The 18081-nt window shown below is 75.0% G+C and carries 13 protein-coding genes; 1 reads left to right on the plus strand and 12 read right to left on the minus strand.

The genetic code is table 11. The features are described 5' to 3' along the window. Positions 1 to 208 precede the first annotated feature (208 nt). From AC07BF_RS13575 to bldG, 8 genes are all read right to left on the minus strand, one after another. Complete coding sequence (locus tag AC07BF_RS13575) at positions 209 to 1420, minus strand: DNA polymerase III subunit delta' (protein WP_363627900.1); 1212 nt, start codon at positions 1418 to 1420, stop codon at positions 209 to 211. 225 nt (positions 1421 to 1645) lie between these two features. Then, positions 1646 to 5149, minus strand: a complete 3504-nt coding sequence (gene tmk, locus AC07BF_RS13580; protein WP_478333388.1) for a dTMP kinase — start codon at positions 5147 to 5149, stop codon at positions 1646 to 1648. 237 nt (positions 5150 to 5386) lie between these two features. Continuing rightward, positions 5387 to 8254 (minus strand): type I DNA topoisomerase, encoded by a 2868-nt coding sequence (gene topA, locus AC07BF_RS13585; protein WP_478333389.1) that lies wholly within the window; start codon positions 8252 to 8254, stop codon positions 5387 to 5389. 390 nt (positions 8255 to 8644) lie between these two features. Then, positions 8645 to 9103 carry a DUF3592 domain-containing protein gene (locus AC07BF_RS13590; RefSeq protein ID WP_400803925.1) on the minus strand — a complete coding sequence of 153 codons (459 nt, stop codon included), beginning with the start codon at positions 9101 to 9103 and terminating at the stop codon, positions 8645 to 8647. 208 nt (positions 9104 to 9311) lie between these two features. Continuing rightward, complete coding sequence (locus AC07BF_RS13595; protein ID WP_478333390.1) at positions 9312 to 10844, minus strand: DUF7059 domain-containing protein; 1533 nt, start codon at positions 10842 to 10844, stop codon at positions 9312 to 9314. Positions 10845 to 10970: 126 nt separating this feature from the next. Continuing rightward, positions 10971 to 11693: a hypothetical protein gene (locus AC07BF_RS13600; RefSeq protein WP_400803932.1), complete on the minus strand. Its 723-nt coding sequence runs from the start codon at positions 11691 to 11693 to the stop codon at positions 10971 to 10973. 418 nt (positions 11694 to 12111) lie between these two features. Next, complete coding sequence (locus AC07BF_RS13605) at positions 12112 to 12531, minus strand: ATP-binding protein (protein WP_363587411.1); 420 nt, start codon at positions 12529 to 12531, stop codon at positions 12112 to 12114. Between the two features lie 166 nt (positions 12532 to 12697). Next, entirely contained in the window at positions 12698 to 13039 is a 342-nt protein-coding gene (bldG, locus tag AC07BF_RS13610; RefSeq protein WP_049659132.1) for an anti-sigma factor antagonist BldG, read from the minus strand. 221 nt (positions 13040 to 13260) lie between these two features. Between bldG and AC07BF_RS13615 the strand changes: the two genes are divergently transcribed. Next, complete coding sequence (locus AC07BF_RS13615) at positions 13261 to 15678, plus strand: DEAD/DEAH box helicase (protein WP_478333391.1); 2418 nt, start codon at positions 13261 to 13263, stop codon at positions 15676 to 15678. Positions 15679 to 15735: 57 nt separating this feature from the next. Here AC07BF_RS13615 and AC07BF_RS13620 read toward each other — a convergent pair whose 3' ends face one another. From AC07BF_RS13620 to AC07BF_RS13635, 4 genes are all read right to left on the minus strand, one after another. Beyond that, positions 15736 to 16236 carry an Rv3654c family TadE-like protein gene (locus AC07BF_RS13620; protein WP_400986174.1) on the minus strand — a complete coding sequence of 167 codons (501 nt, stop codon included), beginning with the start codon at positions 16234 to 16236 and terminating at the stop codon, positions 15736 to 15738. Continuing rightward, positions 16224 to 16583 (minus strand): TadE family type IV pilus minor pilin, encoded by a 360-nt coding sequence (locus AC07BF_RS13625; RefSeq protein WP_400327017.1) that lies wholly within the window; start codon positions 16581 to 16583, stop codon positions 16224 to 16226. Before AC07BF_RS13625 ends, AC07BF_RS13620 begins: the two co-directional genes overlap by 13 nt. A 292-nt stretch (positions 16584 to 16875) precedes the next feature. Further along, entirely contained in the window at positions 16876 to 17148 is a 273-nt protein-coding gene (locus AC07BF_RS13630) for a DUF4244 domain-containing protein (protein ID WP_350882009.1), read from the minus strand. A 139-nt stretch (positions 17149 to 17287) separates the two neighbouring features. Beyond that, positions 17288 to 18073 (minus strand): type II secretion system F family protein, encoded by a 786-nt coding sequence (locus AC07BF_RS13635; protein WP_478333392.1) that lies wholly within the window; start codon positions 18071 to 18073, stop codon positions 17288 to 17290. Between the last annotated feature and the right edge of the window lie 8 nt (positions 18074 to 18081).

The raw sequence follows: 18081 nt of genomic DNA on the forward strand, positions 1-18081 counted from the left end.
CCCGGCACCGGGGCACAGTCGGCCCCCAGCGTGCACAACGGGCGGACGGTCACACGCGGGTGTGCCCGGCGCGTATCGATCATTCACTCGAAGGTGGGACAACGGGACGGCTCCGGGAGGCCTACGCCGGGCCTACGCCGGGCGTTCAGCCCGACGGGCCCACCCCGGAACGGCCCGGCGGCGCGGCAGCGCGGCAGCGCGGTTCAGCTCAGCCCGCGCGCAGCGCCACCGTCATCGCCTCGACGGCGAGCAGCGGATCCACGTTGCGGTCCAACGCCTGCCGACAGGCGAGCACCGCCTCGATCCGGCGCAGCGTGCTCTCCGGCGGGCCCTCCTGCGCGACCCGGTTCAGGGCCTGCCGCTGGTCCTCGTTGGCGAGGGTGCCGCTGGAGCCGAGCTGCAGCGCGAGCACGTCCCGGTAGAAGCCGAGCAGGTCGAGCAGTGCGACGCCGAGGGTCTCCCGGCGGGTGCGGGTGGCCCGGCTCTTCTGCCGCTTCTCCAGTTCCTTGACCGCCCCGGCCATGCCGCGCGGCGCCTTGCTGCCCTCGGTGGCGCCGTAGGCGGCCTTCAGGTCGTCGGTCTCCTTGGCGTCCTGGGTCTCGGCGAGCGCCTCGGCGTCGGCCTTGGCGGTGTCGACGAGGCGCTGGGCGGCGGCCAGGCAGCCGCCGATGTCGGCGACCTCCAGCGGGATCCGCAGCACCTCGGCGCGGCGGGTGCGGGCCTGGTCGTCGACGGCGAGGCGGCGCGCGCGCCCGACGTCGCCCTGCCCGGCGAGCGCGGCCAGCCGGGCCGTCTCCGGGTCGACGCCGTCGCGGCGGACCAGCATGTCGGCGACGGCCTCGGCGGTGGGCGTGCGCAGGACGAGCAGGCGGCAGCGCGAACGGATGGTCGGCAGCACGTCCTGGACGGAGGGGGCGCAGAGCAGCCAGACGGTGCGCGGGGAGGGCTCCTCCACGCCCTTGAGCAGCGCGTTCGCGGCGGCCTCGGTGAGCCGGTGGGCGGCGTCGACCAGGATCACCGACCAGCGGCCGCCGGTCGGGTAGCTGGAGGCGCGCAGCACGAGCTCGCGCATGTCGCCGACGCCGATGGACAGGCCGTCGGTCCGGACGTACTTGACGTCGGCGTGGCTGCCGGCCAGCACGGTGTGGCAGCCGTCGCAGAACCCGCAGCCGGGCGTACCGCCGAGCGCGAGGTCCGGGCTGGTGCACTGGAGGGCCGCGGCGAACGCGCGCGCAGCGGTGACCTGCCCGGCCCCGGGCGGGCCGGTGAACAGCCAGGCGTGCGTCATCAGGGAGGCGTTCCCGCCCGGCTGCGGGCCGGCTCCGCGGCCGGCCGCGATCGTCGCCCCGGCCGACCGGGCGGCGGCGGTCAGCTGCTCGACCACCCGCTCCTGGCCCACCAGGTCGTCCCAGACGGCCACTGCTGCTCCCAAGCTCCGTACGGCAGCGCTCCCGGCGCCTCTTCCCCGCCGTCGAGCATACGTGTCCGCTCCGACAGCCACGGCGCCCTCCGGGGTGCCCACCACCGAAGGAGGCGCCCCGACGCCGAAGGCGACGGGCGGCGCCGCCGGGGCTCTCCACCCCGACGACGCCGCCCGTCGTCCGTACCGCTGTCCTGCCGGCGTCCGTACCGCCGCAGCCCGAGGTCAGCCCCGACGGCCCCAGCGACGGCCCTTGCCCTTGCCGCCGCCCTCGCCCTGGTCGCCCCCGGGGGCGGGCCGGTCCTGGCCGCCACGCGGGTCCTGCGGGGCTGGGCCGCCGTGATTCCAGCGCGACCACTCGTCACGCGAGCCGAGCAGGGTGTCGGTGAGGCTCGGCAGGTCGTCCATCGGCGTCTCCTCGGCCCACTCCGGCCGGGGTCGCTCGGCGGTGGCCTGCGACTCGTCGGCGGGCTGCGGCTCGTCGCCGACCACCGGCAGCTCGCGGGTGCTGTCCACCGGCTCCTCGCGCCACAGCCCCGGCGGCACCCGGTCCTCGGTACGGCCCGCCTGGGTACGACCCGCCCCCGCACGGCCCGGCTCCACCCGGCCCGGTGCCAGGCGCTCCGGGGCAGAACGCTCCGACACAGGACGCTCCGGCGCCGGACGCCCCGGCTCGATCCGCGGCAGCACAGCGGTCCGGTCCGCCTCCTCCGTGATCTTCGGCAGCACGGCCGTCTCGTCCACGGCGGTCGACGGGACGACCGGCAGCTGGGCGGTCTCGTCGGCGGCCTCCGCCGCCCGGACGGCCGCCCGGCTGTCCCGCAGCGACAGCTCCCGCGTCGCCTCGTCGGTCCCACCGGGCCCGGGAGTGCCCACGGACCCCGCCCCCGGGACGTCCCGGACGGCCCGCAGCTCGGTGGTCACGGCATCACCAGGAGCCGAACCAGCAGCCTGACCAGCAGCCGAGCCTGAGGCCGGACCGGCCGAACCCGCCAGGCCCGCCGAACCCGCCGCCGCCCGATCCGCCGTCGTCTGCGCCGCCGCAGCCGCGGCCGCGAGCGCGGCGGCCTGCGCCAGCCGGGCCTCCTCGGCCCGCTGCAGCGCCTCCTCCGCCCGGCGGCGCTGCTCCTCGCGCTGGAGTTCGCGCTGCCGCTGGAGCTCCGCCTGGGCGGCCGCCTCGTCGGCGAGGCGCTTGCGCTCGGCGGCCTCCGCCGCCAGCCGGGCGTCCTCCTCGGCCTTCCGCTCGGCCTCCTCCTCGGCTCGGCGGCGGGCTTCCTCCTCCGCCCGGCGACGGGCCTCCTCCTCGGCCTTGCGCCGGGCCTCGGCGGCGGCCCGCTCGGCCTCCTCCTTGGCCAGCCGCTCCTGCTCGGCCTGTTCGGCCCGCAGCTGCGCCAGCACTTCCTGCCGCTTGCGCTCGGCGGCCTCGGCCTCGGCCTTCTTGCGGGCCTCCTCGGCGGCGCGGCGCTCGGCCTCTTCGCGGGCGAGCCGCTCCTGCTCCGCGCGGGCGGCCTTCTCCTGCTCGGAGAGCGGCAGCTCGCGGTCGAGCCGGTGCCGGATCGCGGTGGTGACGAAGCCGGGGGCCTGGCTGCCGTCGACGACCAGGTAGCGCGCCGGGTCGGCGGCCGCGAGGGCGAGGAAGCCGGCCCGGACCCGCTGGTGGAACTCGGTGGGCTCGGACTCCAGCCGGTCGAGCGCCTCGGTGAAGCGCTCCCGGGCCCTGGTCGGGTCGACGTCCAGGACGACGGTCAGGTCGGGCAGCAGCCCGCCGGTCGCCCAGCGGGAGATCCTGGCGACCTCGGTGGCGGCCAGGTCGCGCCCGGCGCCCTGGTAGGCGATGGAGGAGTCCATGTACCGGTCGGTGATCACCACGGCGCCGCGGGCGAGGGCCGGCCGGATGACGTTCTCTACGTGCTCGGCCCGGTCGGCGGCGTAGATCAGCGCCTCGGCGCGGTGCGACAGGCCGGTGTTGCCGACGTCCAGGACGAGGCCGCGCAGCCGCTGGCCGACCGGGCTGCCGCCGGGCTCGCGGGTGAGCACGACCTCGTGCCCCTTGCCGCGGATCCACTCGGCGAGCGCCTGGGCCTGGGTGGACTTGCCGGCGCCGTCGCCGCCCTCCAGGGCGATGAAGAAGCCGGTGCCGGCGCCCTGGCGCGGGGCCGGGCCGACGGCGCCGCGCACCGCGTCGACCAGGTCCCGGCCGAAGGGCGCGGTGCCGCGCCGGTCGTCGGTCCGCAGCAGGACGACGGCGGCGAGGACGAGCGTGAGCAGCCCCGAGGTGGCGACGGCGAGAGCCGCGCCGCCGTGGATGAAGGTGAACGAGCCGGGCTCGACCGTGCCGTACTCGACGTCCCCGTACGCCGCGGCGATCAGCGGGACGACGACCAGCGCGGCGCCGACCACGACCCGCAGCACCGCGTACAGGTGCTCGGTGACCTTCGGCAGCCGGGCCTCCTCGACCTCCTGGCCGAGCAGGGTGCGCCCGGCGGAGACGACGATCCCGGCGGTGAGGCCGGCCAGCACGGTGAGGGCCAGGACGAGGACGAAGTCCAGCACCAGCCCGGCCAGGATCAGCGCCACGCCCTCGGTGAGCAGCGCCAGCGCGAGCAGGCGGCGGCGCGAGAGCGCGGGCAGCGTGGCCCGGGTGAGCCGGGAGCCGAGGGCGGGCGCCGCGGTGGCGGCGAGGACCAGCAGGCCGTAGCCGATCGGCCCGGCCCGGTGCTCGGCGGCGGTGAGCAGCGCGAGCGCGGCGACGCCGGCCATCGAGGCGTACCCGGCGGCGACGGCGAAGGTGAAGTACGGGGCGCTGCCGGTTCGGCCCTTGCTCAGCGCGGGGCCGGGGGTGGCGTCGGTGGGGGCGCGCAGGCCCTGCAGCGGCGAGTGCGGGGCGACGGCCACCGGGCCGACGGGCAGCTGCTGGAGGTAGTCGCGGGCGGCCGAGGCGGCGAACAGGCCGGCCGCGCCGAGCGCGGCGAGGGTGAGCTGGTGGGCCCGGAGCCAGTCCGAGCCGAGCGCCGCGCCGATGTTGTTCAGCAGCGTGAGGGCGACCAGGCCGGCGGCCGCGAGCGGCAGGGTGGCCCAGCCGGTGAAGCGGTCGATGCTCCGGACGGTGTCCAGGTGGGCGGCGGCGGGCCGCTGCTCGGCGGCGGGGGCGTACGGATCGGCGGGCGGCAGCAGGCCCGGGACGGCGGCGTCCTTGGCGATCCCCCGGACCCGCTCGGCGGCACCGGTGACGAACACCGTGGCGAGCAGGACGTAGGCGGCGCCGACGGAGGGCTTCGGGCCGGAGCCCAGCCAGACGGTCCACCAGGGTGCGAGGCCGATCAGCAGGGCGCACAGCGCGTCGGCGCCGAACAGCGTCCAGCGCCGGTCCAGCCGGCCGGCGACCAGCCGGTGCACCGGCCCGAGCAGCGCGACGCCGACCAGCCCGGTGGCTGCCAGCCGGACGGCGAGGACCGCCGTGACGGCGAAGGCGAGGCTGCGCGGCAGGTCGCCGAACCGGCCGCCGAGGGCGACGGCGATCACGGTGAGCGCGAGCAGCACCAGCAGGCCGAGCCGGTCGGCGGTGCCGCCGATCAGCTGGGTGGTCCACAGGCGCCGGTAGGGGCGCGTCCGCAGCAGCGCGCGAGCCCGGTCGACCGGGGTCCCGGCTGGCGCGACCTCGGGCAGCCCGGACGTGGCGTCGCGGGCGGCCGGGGCGGCGCTGGGGGTGGGCTGCTCCTCGCTCGTCATACGGTCAGCGTAGCGGGCTGAGGTTGACCGGAATGAGATGAACGGGGTTCCGGATCCCGCTCATCACCGGGTTGTGACGTTCCGCGCACACCGTCCGACCGGCCTCGGGCCCGCGTCCCCGGGGTGGGGTCGCGGGCCCGTGAGCACTGGCGGGCACTGGCAGGCACTGGCGGAGACGCTGGCGAAGGCGCTGGCAGCGGCACCGACGGCGCCCCCTGTCGGAGGATCCGGAGGAGATCAGCCCTCGTCGGTGGCCGCGGCCTTCCCGACGGCGGTCTTCTTGGCCGCCGTCTTCTTCGCCGTGGTCGCCTTCGTCGCGGTCTTCTTGGCGGCGGTCTTCTTCGCGGCCGCGGTCTTGGTGGCCACGGTCTTGGTCGCCGTCGCCTTCTTGGCGGTCGCCTTCTTGGCCGGGGCCTTCTTCGCCGTCTTCTTCACCGGCCCGCGCGCCCGCTTCTCGGCGAGCAGCTCGTAGCCGCGCTCCGGCGTGATGGTCTCGACCTCGTCGTCCTTGCGGAGCGTGGCGTTGGTCTCGCCGTCGGTCACGTACGGTCCGAAGCGGCCGTCCTTGACCACGACGGGGCGCTCGCTGACCGGGTCGGTGCCCAGCTCCTTGAGCGGCGGGGCGGCGGCGGCCCGGCCGCGCTGCTTGGGCTGGGCGTAGATGGCCAGGGCCTCCTCCAGGGTGACCGTGAACATCTGCTCCTCACTGGTGAGCGAGCGGGAGTCGGTGCCGCGCTTGAGGTACGGACCGTAGCGGCCGTTCTGCGCGGTGATCTCCACGCCCTCGGCGTCGGCGCCGACCACACGCGGCAGCGAGAGCAGCCGCAGCGCGTCCTCCAGGGTGACGGCGTCCAGCGACATCGTCTTCAGCAGCGAGGCGGTGCGCGGCTTGACCGCGTTCTTGCCGGTCTTGGGCGTGCCCTCGGGCAGGATCTCGGTCACGTAGGGCCCGTAGCGGCCGTCCTTGGCGACCAGCATGTTGCCGCTGACCGGGTCCGGGCCGAGCTCGAAGTCGCCGCTGGGCTTGGCCAGCAGTTCCTCGGCCAGCTCGACGGTGAGCTCGTCCGGCGGCAGGTCGTCGGGGATGTCGGCGCGCTGGCCGGGCTCGCCCTCGACGTCGGAGGCGCGCTCGACGTACGGGCCGTAGCGGCCGACCCGCAGGGTGATGCCGTCGCCGATCCGGAACGAGCTGATCTCCCGGGCGTCGATCGCGCCGAGGTCGGTGACCAGTTCCTTCAGGCCGCCCAGGTGGTCGCCGTCGCCGTTGCCGGCCTCGGCGGCGCCGCCGGTCGCGTGGCCGTCGCCCTCGCCGAAGTAGAAGCGCTTCAGCCACGGCACGGACTTGGCCTCGCCGGCCGCGATCCGGTCGAGGTCGTCCTCCATCTTGGCGGTGAAGTCGTAGTCGACCAGCCGGCCGAAGTGCTTCTCCAGGAGGTTGACCACGGCGAAGGAGAGGAAGGACGGGACGAGCGCCGTCCCCTTCTTGAACACGTACCGGCGCTGGATGATCGTGTCGATGATCGACGCGTAGGTGGAGGGGCGACCGATCTCCCGGTCCTCCAGCTCCTTGACCAGCGAGGCCTCGGTGTAGCGGGCCGGCGGCTTGGTGGCGTGGCCCTCGGGGGTGAGCTGCTCGGCGGCCAGCGGGTCGCCCTCGACGACCTGCGGCAGCCGGCGCTCGCGGTCGTCCAGCTCGGCGTTCGGGTCGTCCGCGCCCTCGACGTAGGCCTTGAGGAAGCCGTGAAAGGTGATGATCTTGCCGGAGGCGGAGAACTCGACGTCACGGCCGTCCGCGGACGCGCCGCCGACCTTGACGGTCACCGACTGGCCGACCGCGTCCTTCATCTGGGAGGCGACGGTGCGCATCCAGATCAGCTCGTAGAGCCGGAAGTCGTCGCCGGTCAGGCCGGTCTCGGCGGGGGTACGGAAGCGGTCGCCGGAGGGGCGGACGGCCTCGTGCGCCTCCTGCGCGTTCTTGACCTTGCTGGCGTAGGTGCGCGGGGCGTCCGGCAGGTAGTCGGCGCCGTACAGCTGGGTGACCTGCGCGCGGGCGGCGGAGATCGCGGTCTCCGACAGCGTGGTGGAGTCGGTACGCATATAGGTGATGAAGCCGTTCTCGTACAGCTTCTGGGCCACCTGCATGGTCCGCTTGGCGCCGAAGCCCAGCTTGCGGCTGGCCTCCTGCTGGAGCGTGGTGGTGCGGAACGGCGCGTACGGCGAGCGGCGGTAGGGCTTGGACTCGACGCTGCGGACGCTGAACGCGGTCTGCTCCAGGGCGGCGGCCAGCTGCCGGGCGGCCTGCTCGTCCAGGTGCAGCGTGTTGGCGCTGCCGGCCTTCAGCCGGCCGTCCGAGCCGAAGTCGCGGCCGGTGGCGATCCGCTTGCCGTCCACCGAGGAGAGCCGGGCGCCGAGGGTCTCCGGGTTGGCCGCGTCGGCCGGGGTGCGGCCGGTGCCGAAGGTGCCGACCAGGTCCCAGTACGAGGCGGTGCGGAAGGCGATCCGCTCGCGCTCGCGCTCGACCACCAGCCGGGTCGCGACGGACTGCACCCGGCCCGCCGAGAGCTTCGGCATGACCTTCTTCCACAGCACCGGCGAGACCTCGAAGCCGTAGAGGCGGTCGAGGATGCGGCGAGTCTCCTGGGCGTCGACCAGGCGCTGGTTGAGCTCGCGCGGGTTGGCCACCGCCTCCTGGATCGCCGTCTTGGTGATCTCGTGGAAGACCATCCGGTGCACCGGCACCTTGGGCTTGAGCACCTGCTGGAGGTGCCACGCGATGGCCTCGCCCTCGCGGTCCTCATCGGTGGCGAGGAAGAGCTCGTCGGACTCCGCGAGCAGCGACTTCAACTTGCTGACCTGGGACTTCTTGTCCGCGTTGACCACGTAGATGGGGGCGAAGTCGTGGTCGACGTCCACCCCGAGGCGGCGCACCTCGCCGGTGTACTTGTCCGGGACCTCCGCCGCGGTGCTGGGGAGGTCGCGGATGTGCCCGACGCTCGCCTCGACGATGTAGCCGGGGCCCAGGTAGCCCTTGATCGTCTTCGCCTTGGCCGGCGACTCGACAATGACGAGTCGCTGTCCGTGCGCGGTCTCGCTGCTCGGGGACACCTTCGCTCTTCTCTCCCGGTCCTTATGTGGGCTGGTCGGCGCCGGCAGCACGGGCTGCGCTCCGCCCGACCCCTCCACCGTCCCGGGGCTGCCGCTGTACGACGACCCCACCAGCGGAGTGTGACCGTACCCCGGCCACCCTTGTCAAACGGAAGGATCCCGCGTTTTCACTTTGCCGGGCTCACCGACGCCACTCGAACGGTAACCCGATGACGGAGGTTCGCGCCCCGTGGAGGGGGGCTTCGGCGGGTTCCGGAGGATGGAATGACGGATTTCAAAATCTGTCAACGGAATATCGACGGCCCCGCGGAGGGCCGCGGCGGGGCCTCCGCAGAGCGCCGGCCACCGGTTCCCGGCGAGCCCGACCGGGGTCGGGCGTACGCCCCGGATTCAGCCGTTGACCACCGCGAGCAGCCCGGCGCCCGCCGCCAGACAGCCCATGCCGAGCACGCTCCACAGCAGGTCGGCGACGGCGGCCCGGCGGACCTCCCCGGCCGCCAGCACCACCCGGCTCGGGCGGCGCGGGTCGTAGCAGATCCGCACCGGGGCGCCCGGAGTGAAGCGGTCCGGACGGCGCAGCGGGGTGTGTCCGCGCGGACGGGTGAGCACCAGTTCGGCGATCCGGCCCGCCCCGGCTCCTTCGACCGGGGGCAGGACGGAGAAGGAGAGCAGCGGGGCGCTGTCGAGCTGACCGTGCGCCTCGTCCTCGGCCACGACCGTGGCCACCGCCGACGCCCCCGAGCGGCGGACCCGGTGGCGCAGGCGCACCTCGGCGGCGCACCAGAGCAGCAGCACGCCACCGAAGAGGGCGAGCACCAGCCCGCCCACCGTCGCCGTCGTCGTGTCCACCCCTGGCCCCCGGCTCCCCAGCTCTGTCCACAGCCTGTGGACAGAGCCTCGCAGCAGGGGGCCAACGCGCGGCGGCCGACCGGAGACCGCCGGACGAACCGGGGGGCACGGGAAGGTGAACCGGCGCCGACCGCCCCCGCCAGGGGCACCGCGCCGGGGCACCACCCCGAGGGCGCCGGGTCAGGTGCGCCGGGTCAGGTGCGCCGGGTCAGCCTGCCGGGCGGATGAACCCCTGCTCGGTCAGCAGCCGCAGCGACTCGGGCACCCGGTCCCGCAGGACCACCCGGTCCTCGCCGAGCAACTGCGCGATGGCGTCCACGATCTCGCCCGCCGACAGCGAACCGTCACAGACCCCGACGAAACCGGCACCCACCGTGTCCACCTTGGTGGCCCGCCGCATGCCCCGGTTGTGACGCAGGATCACGTGCTCCGGGTCCTCCGCGCCCGGCTCGCCGACCTGCTCCTGGACCACCTCGTCGGCCAGCACGTAACGGGTCGCGAGCAGGCCCGCGTCGTCGTGCGAACGCAGGAAGTCCTGCCGGTCGAACCACTCCTCGATGTGCGGGCCCAGCGGCTGCTCCACCGGGTGCGGCCACTCCTCCACCCGGACGGTCGGACGCTCCGCGCCGCTCGCCCGCAGGGTGATCCAGCCCATGCCGATGCCCTCGACCCGGCCCGCCTCGAAGGCGTCCAGCCACTCGCCGTACCGGGCCTGGTAGTCGCCGCCCGGACCGCGGTGATCGCCGCCGTCCCGCAGCCACAACTCGGCGTACTGGGCGACGTCCTGGACCTCCCGCTGGACGATCCAGGCGTCCAGCCCGGTGCCCGCCACCCAGCTGGCCAGCCGCTCGCGCCAGTCCTCGCCCTTGACGTGCTGCCAGTTGGCGAGCAACTGGCAGTAGCCGCCCGGCTCCAGGTGGTCGGCGGCCGAGCGGACCAGGCTGCGGCACAGGTCGTCGCCGGCCATGCCGCCGTCGCGGTAGGTGAACCGGCCAGCCGGCGAGATCACGAACGGCGGGTTGGAGACGATCAGGTCGAACCGGCGCTCCCCGACCGGCTCGAAGAGGCTGCCGGCGAGCGCCTCCCGCCGCTCGAAACCGGACAGCGCGAGGGTCAGCTCGGAGAAGCGCAGCGCGCGAGGGTTCAGGTCGGTGGCGGTCACCTGCCCGGCGTGCCGGGCCGCGTGCAGCGCCTGCACGCCGGAACCCGAACCGAGGTCCAGCGCGGACCGGACCGGACGGCGCACGGTGATGTTGGCCAGCGTCGTCGACGCGCCGCCGACCCCGAGCACCAGGTCCTTGCGGGCCACCCCGTGCGCGGTCTCGCCGGATCCGATGCCGCCCGCGCCACCCACCGCGCAGCCCAGGTCGGATACCACCCAGGCGTCCGAACTGTCCATCCCGGCCACTTCGTTGGCGTACGGCCGGACGTCCACCGTCGCCCTTACCAGTTCACCGTCGGAGCGCAGCCAGCCGTCGGCCAGGCAGTCCTCGACCGGCAGCGCGGCCGCGGCCGCCCGGTACGGCACCGGCTGCTGGAGCAGGAACAGCCGGACCAGCGTCTCCAGCGGGCTGCCGCCCCTGGTCGCCCGCAGCGCCGGCACGGCCTCGCTACGGGCCAACGCCGCATAGCCGGTGGGCCCGAGCAGGTCGAGGCAGCCATCGGCGGTGAACGAGGCGGCGAGCAGCGCCTCACGCAACTTGGCGAGGCGGGTCTGGTCGAGAACGGGGCTACTGATCACCCCGCCATTGTCCCCCGCCCCGGACCGGGCGGCCGCCGGGTCCGGGGCGGGTCGAGGGTGGGTCGGGGGCGGGGTCGGGCACCCTCCGGACCGGCGTCGGAGGGTCCGGCCCGACGGGCCCCGGGCTCAGCTCGTGCTGGGCACGGGGGTGGTCGGGGTGGTCGGCGGGGCGGCGGGCGGGCTCGCCGGGGTGGTGTCGGTGCCCGCGGAGGGGGCGGTCGACGGGCTCGCGCCGTCCGTCGCGCCGGGCGCGGGCGTCCCGCCGGGCGCCCCGGCGCTCGGGGTGGCGGACGCGCCGCCCGGGGCCGCGGCGGCGGGCTTGCAACCGTCCTGCTTGGCCATGGCCGCACCGAGGTCGCCGCGCTGCAGCTTGCCCTGCGCCTGCGTGGACAGCGAGGCCAGCTGCTGGATCTGGTCCGAGATGCTGCGCAGGCCGTCCGCGAACTTCGACTGGTCGGTGTTGGTCACGGCGTCCAGCTTCTTCTGGATGTCCTGATAGCCGTCGGCCGCCTTGGTCAACTCGGCGACGGCGTCCTTCTGCAGGTTCGCGCCGTCCTTCACCTTGGGCACCCCGGCCGCGGTGATGGCCGCCGCGATGTCCTGGTTGGTCTTGGCCAGCCGCCCGATGTCCGTCGAGAGCCGCTTCTGCAGCTCGGTCGGGGTCTCGCCGGTCTTCACCTGGGCGGTGTCGGCGAGCGCGGCCTGCGCCTGGACGATCGGGTCCTTGGCCGAGCCGCAGACGTTCGACGCCCAGGACTCCAGCTGCTTGCCGTTGTCGTCGCCGCAGCCGACGGCACCGAACGCGAGCAGCGCGCCGAGGACGGGTACGGCCAGCAGTCGCTTGTTCACCGGGAGAGGCCTTTCGGTTTCGGTCGTCTTCGGTCGTCGAACCTACACGGCCGATGTCCGCCGACTGGCGCCCGGTTCCCGGACCTCGGGTTGTCCCCACCGGGTGCCCGGCCCCGCTCAGGCGCGCTCGACGCGGATCGGGCGGTTCGGATAGCCGGGCCGGGCCGGGCCGGACGGCGCGCGGCACGCTGACCGGCGTGCCGAAGCAGACCTCTTCGCCCCAGGTGCTCACCGAGGAGCTGATCGGCAGCTTGGCCCGGAGCGCCTTCCTTGTCACGACAGGTCCGATCACCGATCGGACCCGGTCGTGCCGGAAGCAACGAACCGCCAGGTTCAACAACGTGTCAACGCGTCCCGGAGGACTGGACCGACACCCGGACCACCCGGGGCGCACGAGGCACCCCGAAGGTCGGGGCCCTCAGACCACCACGGACTCGACCGAGACCGGCCAGCTCATCCGGATCAGGCCGCCGTCCGTGCCGTTGGTGACCTCCAGGTCCTCGACCAGGCCGGTGATCACCGCGAGGCCGAGGGTGTCCTCGTCCGGGTCCGCCTCCTCGGCGGCGCCGGGGGTCGGGACGGCGGCGGGGCCGGCCTCGTCCTCGACCTCGATGAGGAAACGCTTCTCCTGGTCGGTCAACGCGACCCGGACCGTGCCGCCGATGCCGCCGCGCTGGTGCAGGCCGACCGCGCGGGAGCAGGCCTCACCGACCGCGAGCCGTACCTCGTCGAGCACCGACTCGTCGACCCCGGCCCGTCTCGCGACGGCCGCGGCGACCAGCCGGGCCGTTCGCACGTGCTCCGGAAGCGCGCTGAATCGAAGTTCGACGGTTGCCATCTCTCCCCTTCGGGGTGCTCCGACCGGGGCCGACGATGCGGCCCCTGCGGGCCGGCGGAACCGGCCCCGGGGCGGCCGGGGAAGCACCGGGGCCCGCAGGCCCCGGCACCCCGGACGCGTGGGACGAACGGGCCGGCCTCCACGGGCACGGGCCGGCCCGGCCGCGTCAGTCGGTCGCGTTGACCGCGTCGTCCACCGAGGTGTGGATCGGGAAGACCTTGGTCAGGCCGGTGATGCGGAAAATCTTCAGGATGCGCTCCTGGTTGCAGACCAGGCGCAGCGAGCCCTCGTGGGCACGCACCCGCTTCAGACCGCCCACCAGCACACCGAGGCCGGTCGAGTCGAGGAAGTCAACGCCTTCCATGTCGACGACGAGGTGGTACTTGCCGTCGTTGACGAGCTCGACCAGCTGCTCCCGCAGCTTCGGGGCGGTGTACACATCGATCTCGCCGCCAACCTCGACGACCGTACGATCGCCGACTGAACGGGTCGACAGGGACAGGTCCACGGAACCTCCAGCACCTTGCCTTGCTACGTCATGTGCGATCCTCGGCCGGCCGGCCGCCACCGCATGGTCGCGAGCCCGGGCGCGCCCAGCCACACGTGGCAAGCCTCGGCGCTGCGACCCACGGCCATCCGGCCGTCACGGCCACATTCAACCACCTGCGACCATGCCCGCACGATGGCTTACGACGATTCTCCGTCACGCCGGTGACACACTGGGTCCTCATGCCGCCCCGACACAGCCTGCCCGAGGCACTGCTCACGACCCTGTCCACCAGCCGGGGGCGGTCCGACCGGCTCACCCATACGGAGCACCTTCCCGCCCGACCTGCGCGTTATGCGCCGTGGCCCGAGTCGATCCGGCCCGAGATCGTGGCCGCCGCGCTCGCCGTCGGCGTGGAGCAGCCCTGGGCGCACCAGGCAGAAGCGATGAAACTGGCCAAAAGCGGTCAGACTGTGGTGATCGCCACAGGGACCGCCTCGGGCAAGTCGCTCGGCTACCTGGCCCCGGTCCTCAGCGACCTGCTGGAGGGCACCGAGGCCCGCAACGGCCGCGGCGCCACCGCGCTCTACCTCGCCCCGACCAAGGCGCTCGCCGCCGACCAGCGCCGCCGGGCCGCCGAACTAGCCCCGCCCCGGGTCCGACCCGCCCTCTACGACGGCGACACCCCGCCCGAGGAACGCGAGTGGGTCCGCCAGTACGCCTCGTACGTGCTCACCAACCCGGACATGCTGCACCGCGGCATCCTGCCCGCCCACGCCCGCTGGGCCTCCTTCCTCAAGGTGCTGCGCTACGTGGTCGTCGACGAGTGCCACAGCTACCGGGGCGTGTTCGGCTCACACGTCGCCCAGGTCCTCCGGCGGCTGCGCCGCGTCTGCGCCCGATACGGTTCGTCACCCACCTTCCTGCTCGCCTCCGCCACCACCGCCGACCCGGCCGCCACCGCCGAGCGTCTGACCGGCCTGCCCGCCCGGGCGGTCACCGAGGACGCCTCGCCGCGCGGGCCGATGGTCTTCGGCCTCTGGGAGCCGCCGCTGACCGAGAACGTCGGCGAACACGGCGCGCCCGTCCGCCGCACGGCCACCGCCGAGGCCGCGCACCTGCTGACCGACCTGGTCGAGCGCCAGACCCGCACCGTCGTCTTCGTCCGCTCCCGCCGGGCCGCCGAACTCGTCGCCCTCCAGACCCAGGACCAGCTCGGCCGACCGCTCGCCGACCGGGTGGCCGCCTACCGCGGCGGATACCTCGCCGACGAACGCCGGGCCCTGGAACGCGCGCTGCACACCGGCCGACTGCTCGGACTCGCCTCCACCTCCGCCCTCGAACTCGGCGTCGACGTCTCCGGCCTCGACGCCGTCCTGATGGCCGGCTACCCCGGCACCCGGGCCTCGCTCTGGCAGCAGGCCGGGCGGGCGGGCCGCGAGGCCCAGGGCGCGCTGGCCATCCTGATCGCCCGGGACGACCCGCTGGACACCTACCTGGTGCACCACCCGGAGGCGCTGTTCGCGGCGCCCGTCGAAGCCACCGTGCTCGACCCGGACAACCCCCACGTGCTCGCGCCGCACCTGTGCGCGGCAGCCGCCGAACTCCCGCTCACCGACGCCGACCTGGAGCTGTTCGGCCCCTCCACCGCACCGCTGCTGCTCGTCCTGGAACGGCGCGGCCTGCTGCGCCGGCGCAGCGACGGCTCCTGGTACTGGACCCGCCGCGAACGCGCGGCCGACGCCGTCGACCTGCGCGGCAGCGGCGGCAGCCCGGTGCAGATCGTCGAGGCCGACACCGGCCGACTGCTCGGCACGGTGGACGCCGCGGCCGCCCACACCACCGTCCACACCGGGGCCGTCCACCTGCACCAGGGCCGCACCTTCCTGGTCCGGGAACTCGACCTGGAGAACTCGGTCGCCCTGGTCGAGCCGGCCGACCCGCCGTACACCACGGCCGCCCGCGACATCACCTCCATCTCCGTGCTCGACACCGACACCACCGTTGCCTGGGGCGAGGGCCGGCTCAGCTTCGGTTCGGTGGAGGTGGTCAACCAGGTGGTCGGCTACCTCCGGAAGCGGATCTCCACCGGGGAGATCATGGGCGAGAGCAAGCTCGACCTACCGCCCCGCACGCTGCGCACCCGCGCGGTCTGGTGGTCCGTCACCGAGGACCAGCTGCTGGACGCGGACCTTCCGCTCGACCAGCTGCCCGGCGCCGCCCACGCCGCCGAACACGCCTCGATCGGCCTGCTGCCGCTGTTCGCCACCTGCGACCGCTGGGACATCGGCGGCGTCTCCGTCCCGCTGCACCCCGACACCGAACTGCCCACCGTGTTCGTCTACGACGGCCACCCGGGCGGGGCCGGCTTCGCCGAACGCGGCTTCCAGCGGGCCGTCGAGTGGCTGACGGCCACGCGCGAGGCGATCGCCTCCTGCGAGTGCGAGCGCGGCTGCCCGTCCTGCGTCCAGTCACCCAAGTGCGGCAACGGGAACGAACCGCTGGACAAGGCCGCGGCCGTCCAACTGCTGGACGTCCTGCTGGCCGGCGCCCCCAGGACGGCAGGCTCCGGGACGGCAGGCTCCGGGACGGCGGACCCCTCAGCAGGCCCCTCAGCGAGCTCCGAAGCGGACCACGGGACGGACTCCGAGAAGGACTAGGAGACGAACTCCGGGGCGAAGCCCGAGCCGAGCGCGGACGCTGGGCCGCCGACCGGCTCATGAGCCCGCCGCCGACCCGCCGGTCGACCCGCCGAGGCCGTCCTCGGCGGCGGTGACCGCGGCCCGCACCGGCCCGGCCCGCGCCCTCGCCCGCGCCGGACCGACCGGCAGACGCGCCGGCAGCCCACTGACCGTCACCTCGGCCACCACCTCGACGGCGTCCCCCGTCCGGTCCACCGTGCAGGACACCAGGCCGGCGCCCTGCGCGGCGGCGATCCCCTCGGCCCGCCCGCACCCGCCGTCCGGGTCCAGCAGCAGCCGGTCCGCGGCCGCGAGCGCCGCCAGGTCGGCGGCCGACTCGGCCCGGTGCCGCGCGGCGACCACCGCTCCGACCGCGATCGTCCCGGCGAAGACCGCCGTGCCGAGCATCGCCAGGGCGAGCAGCCAGACCGTCGCCGAACCGGCGTCCGGCCCGCGCCCGCCGACGGCGGCCACCCGGGCGGTACGCGTTCTCGCCCACCGCCGCGCCCTTGACCGCACCCCGGTCAGGCCGGCCATGAACCACCACCTCCCGCGATTCCCGCACTTCCCGTGACCCCTACGAGGGTGTCCTCCCGCGCCGCCACCGCGGTCGCGCCCAGCCGTACCGCGAGCAGCCCGCCGAGCCTGCCCGGCGCCCCGCACGGCGCGTCCACCTCCACCCGCACCACCTCCGCCGCCATCGCCACCCGTACCTGAGCCCCCGGCGGCGCGGCCGCGCGGGCGAGTTCGGCGGCGTCCGCCTCCCCGCGTGCGGCCGCCCTGGCCCCGACCCGGGCCGCGTCCACACAGCGGATCTGCGCGGCCGCCGCCAGCACGCCCCAGATCAGCATCGCCGCGAGCAGGACGAGCGCTGGCAGGGCCACCGCGGTCTCCGCCGTGACGAAGCCCGCATCGCCGCGCCGGCCCGGCCGCAGCGACCACGCCCGCCCACCACCACGTGCCGCCGCCAGGCCGGGGTGAGCCCTCGGCCTCACGCCATCCGCCCGGAGGCGGTGCGCGGCGGCGTCGGGGTGCGTGCACCGAACGGCGGCGGAGGGGCAGGACGCGGTGGGGGCACCTCCCGGCCGAAGGCCGGGGGCCGCCGGGCGGCCTACGGCAACGCGACGAGACCCGCTCCCCAACGCCGCCGCGCAGGCGGGAGTTCGTGGACGGTCGCTAGGTCGCATGAAGCGCCCGTTCCAGTGAATCGGTCAGCGCCCCCATGATGGTCGCGCTGGTCACCACCTTGTACAGCCCGGCCGCGAGGGCACACGCGGCCAAGGTGCCGACGGCATATTCCGCCGTGGTCATCCCGGCGTCCGACCGGCCCCGGCTCCGGGCCATCCCGCGCATCCGGCGGGCCGCCCAGCGGCTCCTGCGCCGCCATACCCCGGGCGCGTGCCGGAGCGCGAGCCCGCTGCCGGGCCTCGTTGCGATCACTGCGGTCATGAATCTCTCCTGTCTCCGAAATACGAAATACGAAATACCGATGCCCCCGCCGTACCGATGCCCCCGGTGCCGTCTACGCGGCTGCCGCCGACGCCGCTGCCCACGGATCCGCCGCCGATCCGCTTGGCGCGGCCCTCGTTCAACCGCCCTGGGCGAAGCGGGTGGTGAGGCCGATGACGACCGGCACCACGCCGATCAGGACGAAGGCCGGGAGGAAGCAGAGTCCGAGCGGAGCGGTGGCGAGCACCCCCGCCCGGCGGACCCGGGCGTGGGCCGCCCGGGCTGCCGCCGTCCGCCGCCCCTGCGCGAGCCCGATCAAGGGCCCGGCCGCCGGAGCCCCGCCGAGGCTCGTCCGGACCAGGCAGCGCGCCAGCGGGGCCAGCGACGGGTGCTGCTCGCCCAGACGGCTCCAGCACAGTTCCGGCGGTGCGCCCAGGGCCAGTTCGGCACCGATCGCGACCAGCCGGGGCCCCATCGGTGCCCCCACGCTCCGGCCGACCGCCGACACCGCTGCCGAGGGTGAGGCCGCCGAACCGAGGCAGGCCGCCAACAGCTCCGCACTCAGCGGGAGTTGCCTGGTCAGCAGTTCCTCCTCCAGGACCGCCCGCCGCTCCGTCGGGGACCGCACCCGGGCCGACCACCGGTGCACACCCGCCGCAAGCAGCGCCCCGACGACCACCCCGACGGCGCCGCCGAGCAGCACCGCCGCGCCGGCCCCGGAGCCCACCGCCAGGGCCACGGGCCGCCACCGCCCGCCACCGCCGCCACCACCACCACCACCACCACCACCACCACCAGAAGCCGACGCCCCCACCCCCGCCCCCGGCGACACCCGCGCCAACACCCGGCCGAGCGCCCGCCGCTGTCGCGCCCACCCGCACACCAGCACCACGCCTGCCACCACCACCGGAGCCCCGACGACCACCCACCCGA

Source organism: Kitasatospora sp. NPDC043950, assembly GCF_056435345.1.

What these genes read in the sequence shown, in the direction of transcription:
- tmk (WP_478333388.1), bottom strand. Translation starts at nt 5,149, where the DNA reads ATGACGAGCGAGGAGCAGCCCACCCCCAGCGCCGCCCCGGCCGCCCGC.
- AC07BF_RS13630 (WP_350882009.1), bottom strand. Translation starts at nt 17,148, where the DNA reads ATGACCGCAGTGATCGCAACGAGGCCCGGCAGCGGGCTCGCGCTCCGG.
- AC07BF_RS13615 (WP_478333391.1), top strand. Translation starts at nt 13,261, where the DNA reads ATGCCGCCCCGACACAGCCTGCCCGAGGCACTGCTCACGACCCTGTCC.
- AC07BF_RS13620 (WP_400986174.1), bottom strand. Translation starts at nt 16,236, where the DNA reads ATGGCCGGCCTGACCGGGGTGCGGTCAAGGGCGCGGCGGTGGGCGAGA.
- AC07BF_RS13605 (WP_363587411.1), bottom strand. Translation starts at nt 12,531, where the DNA reads ATGGCAACCGTCGAACTTCGATTCAGCGCGCTTCCGGAGCACGTGCGA.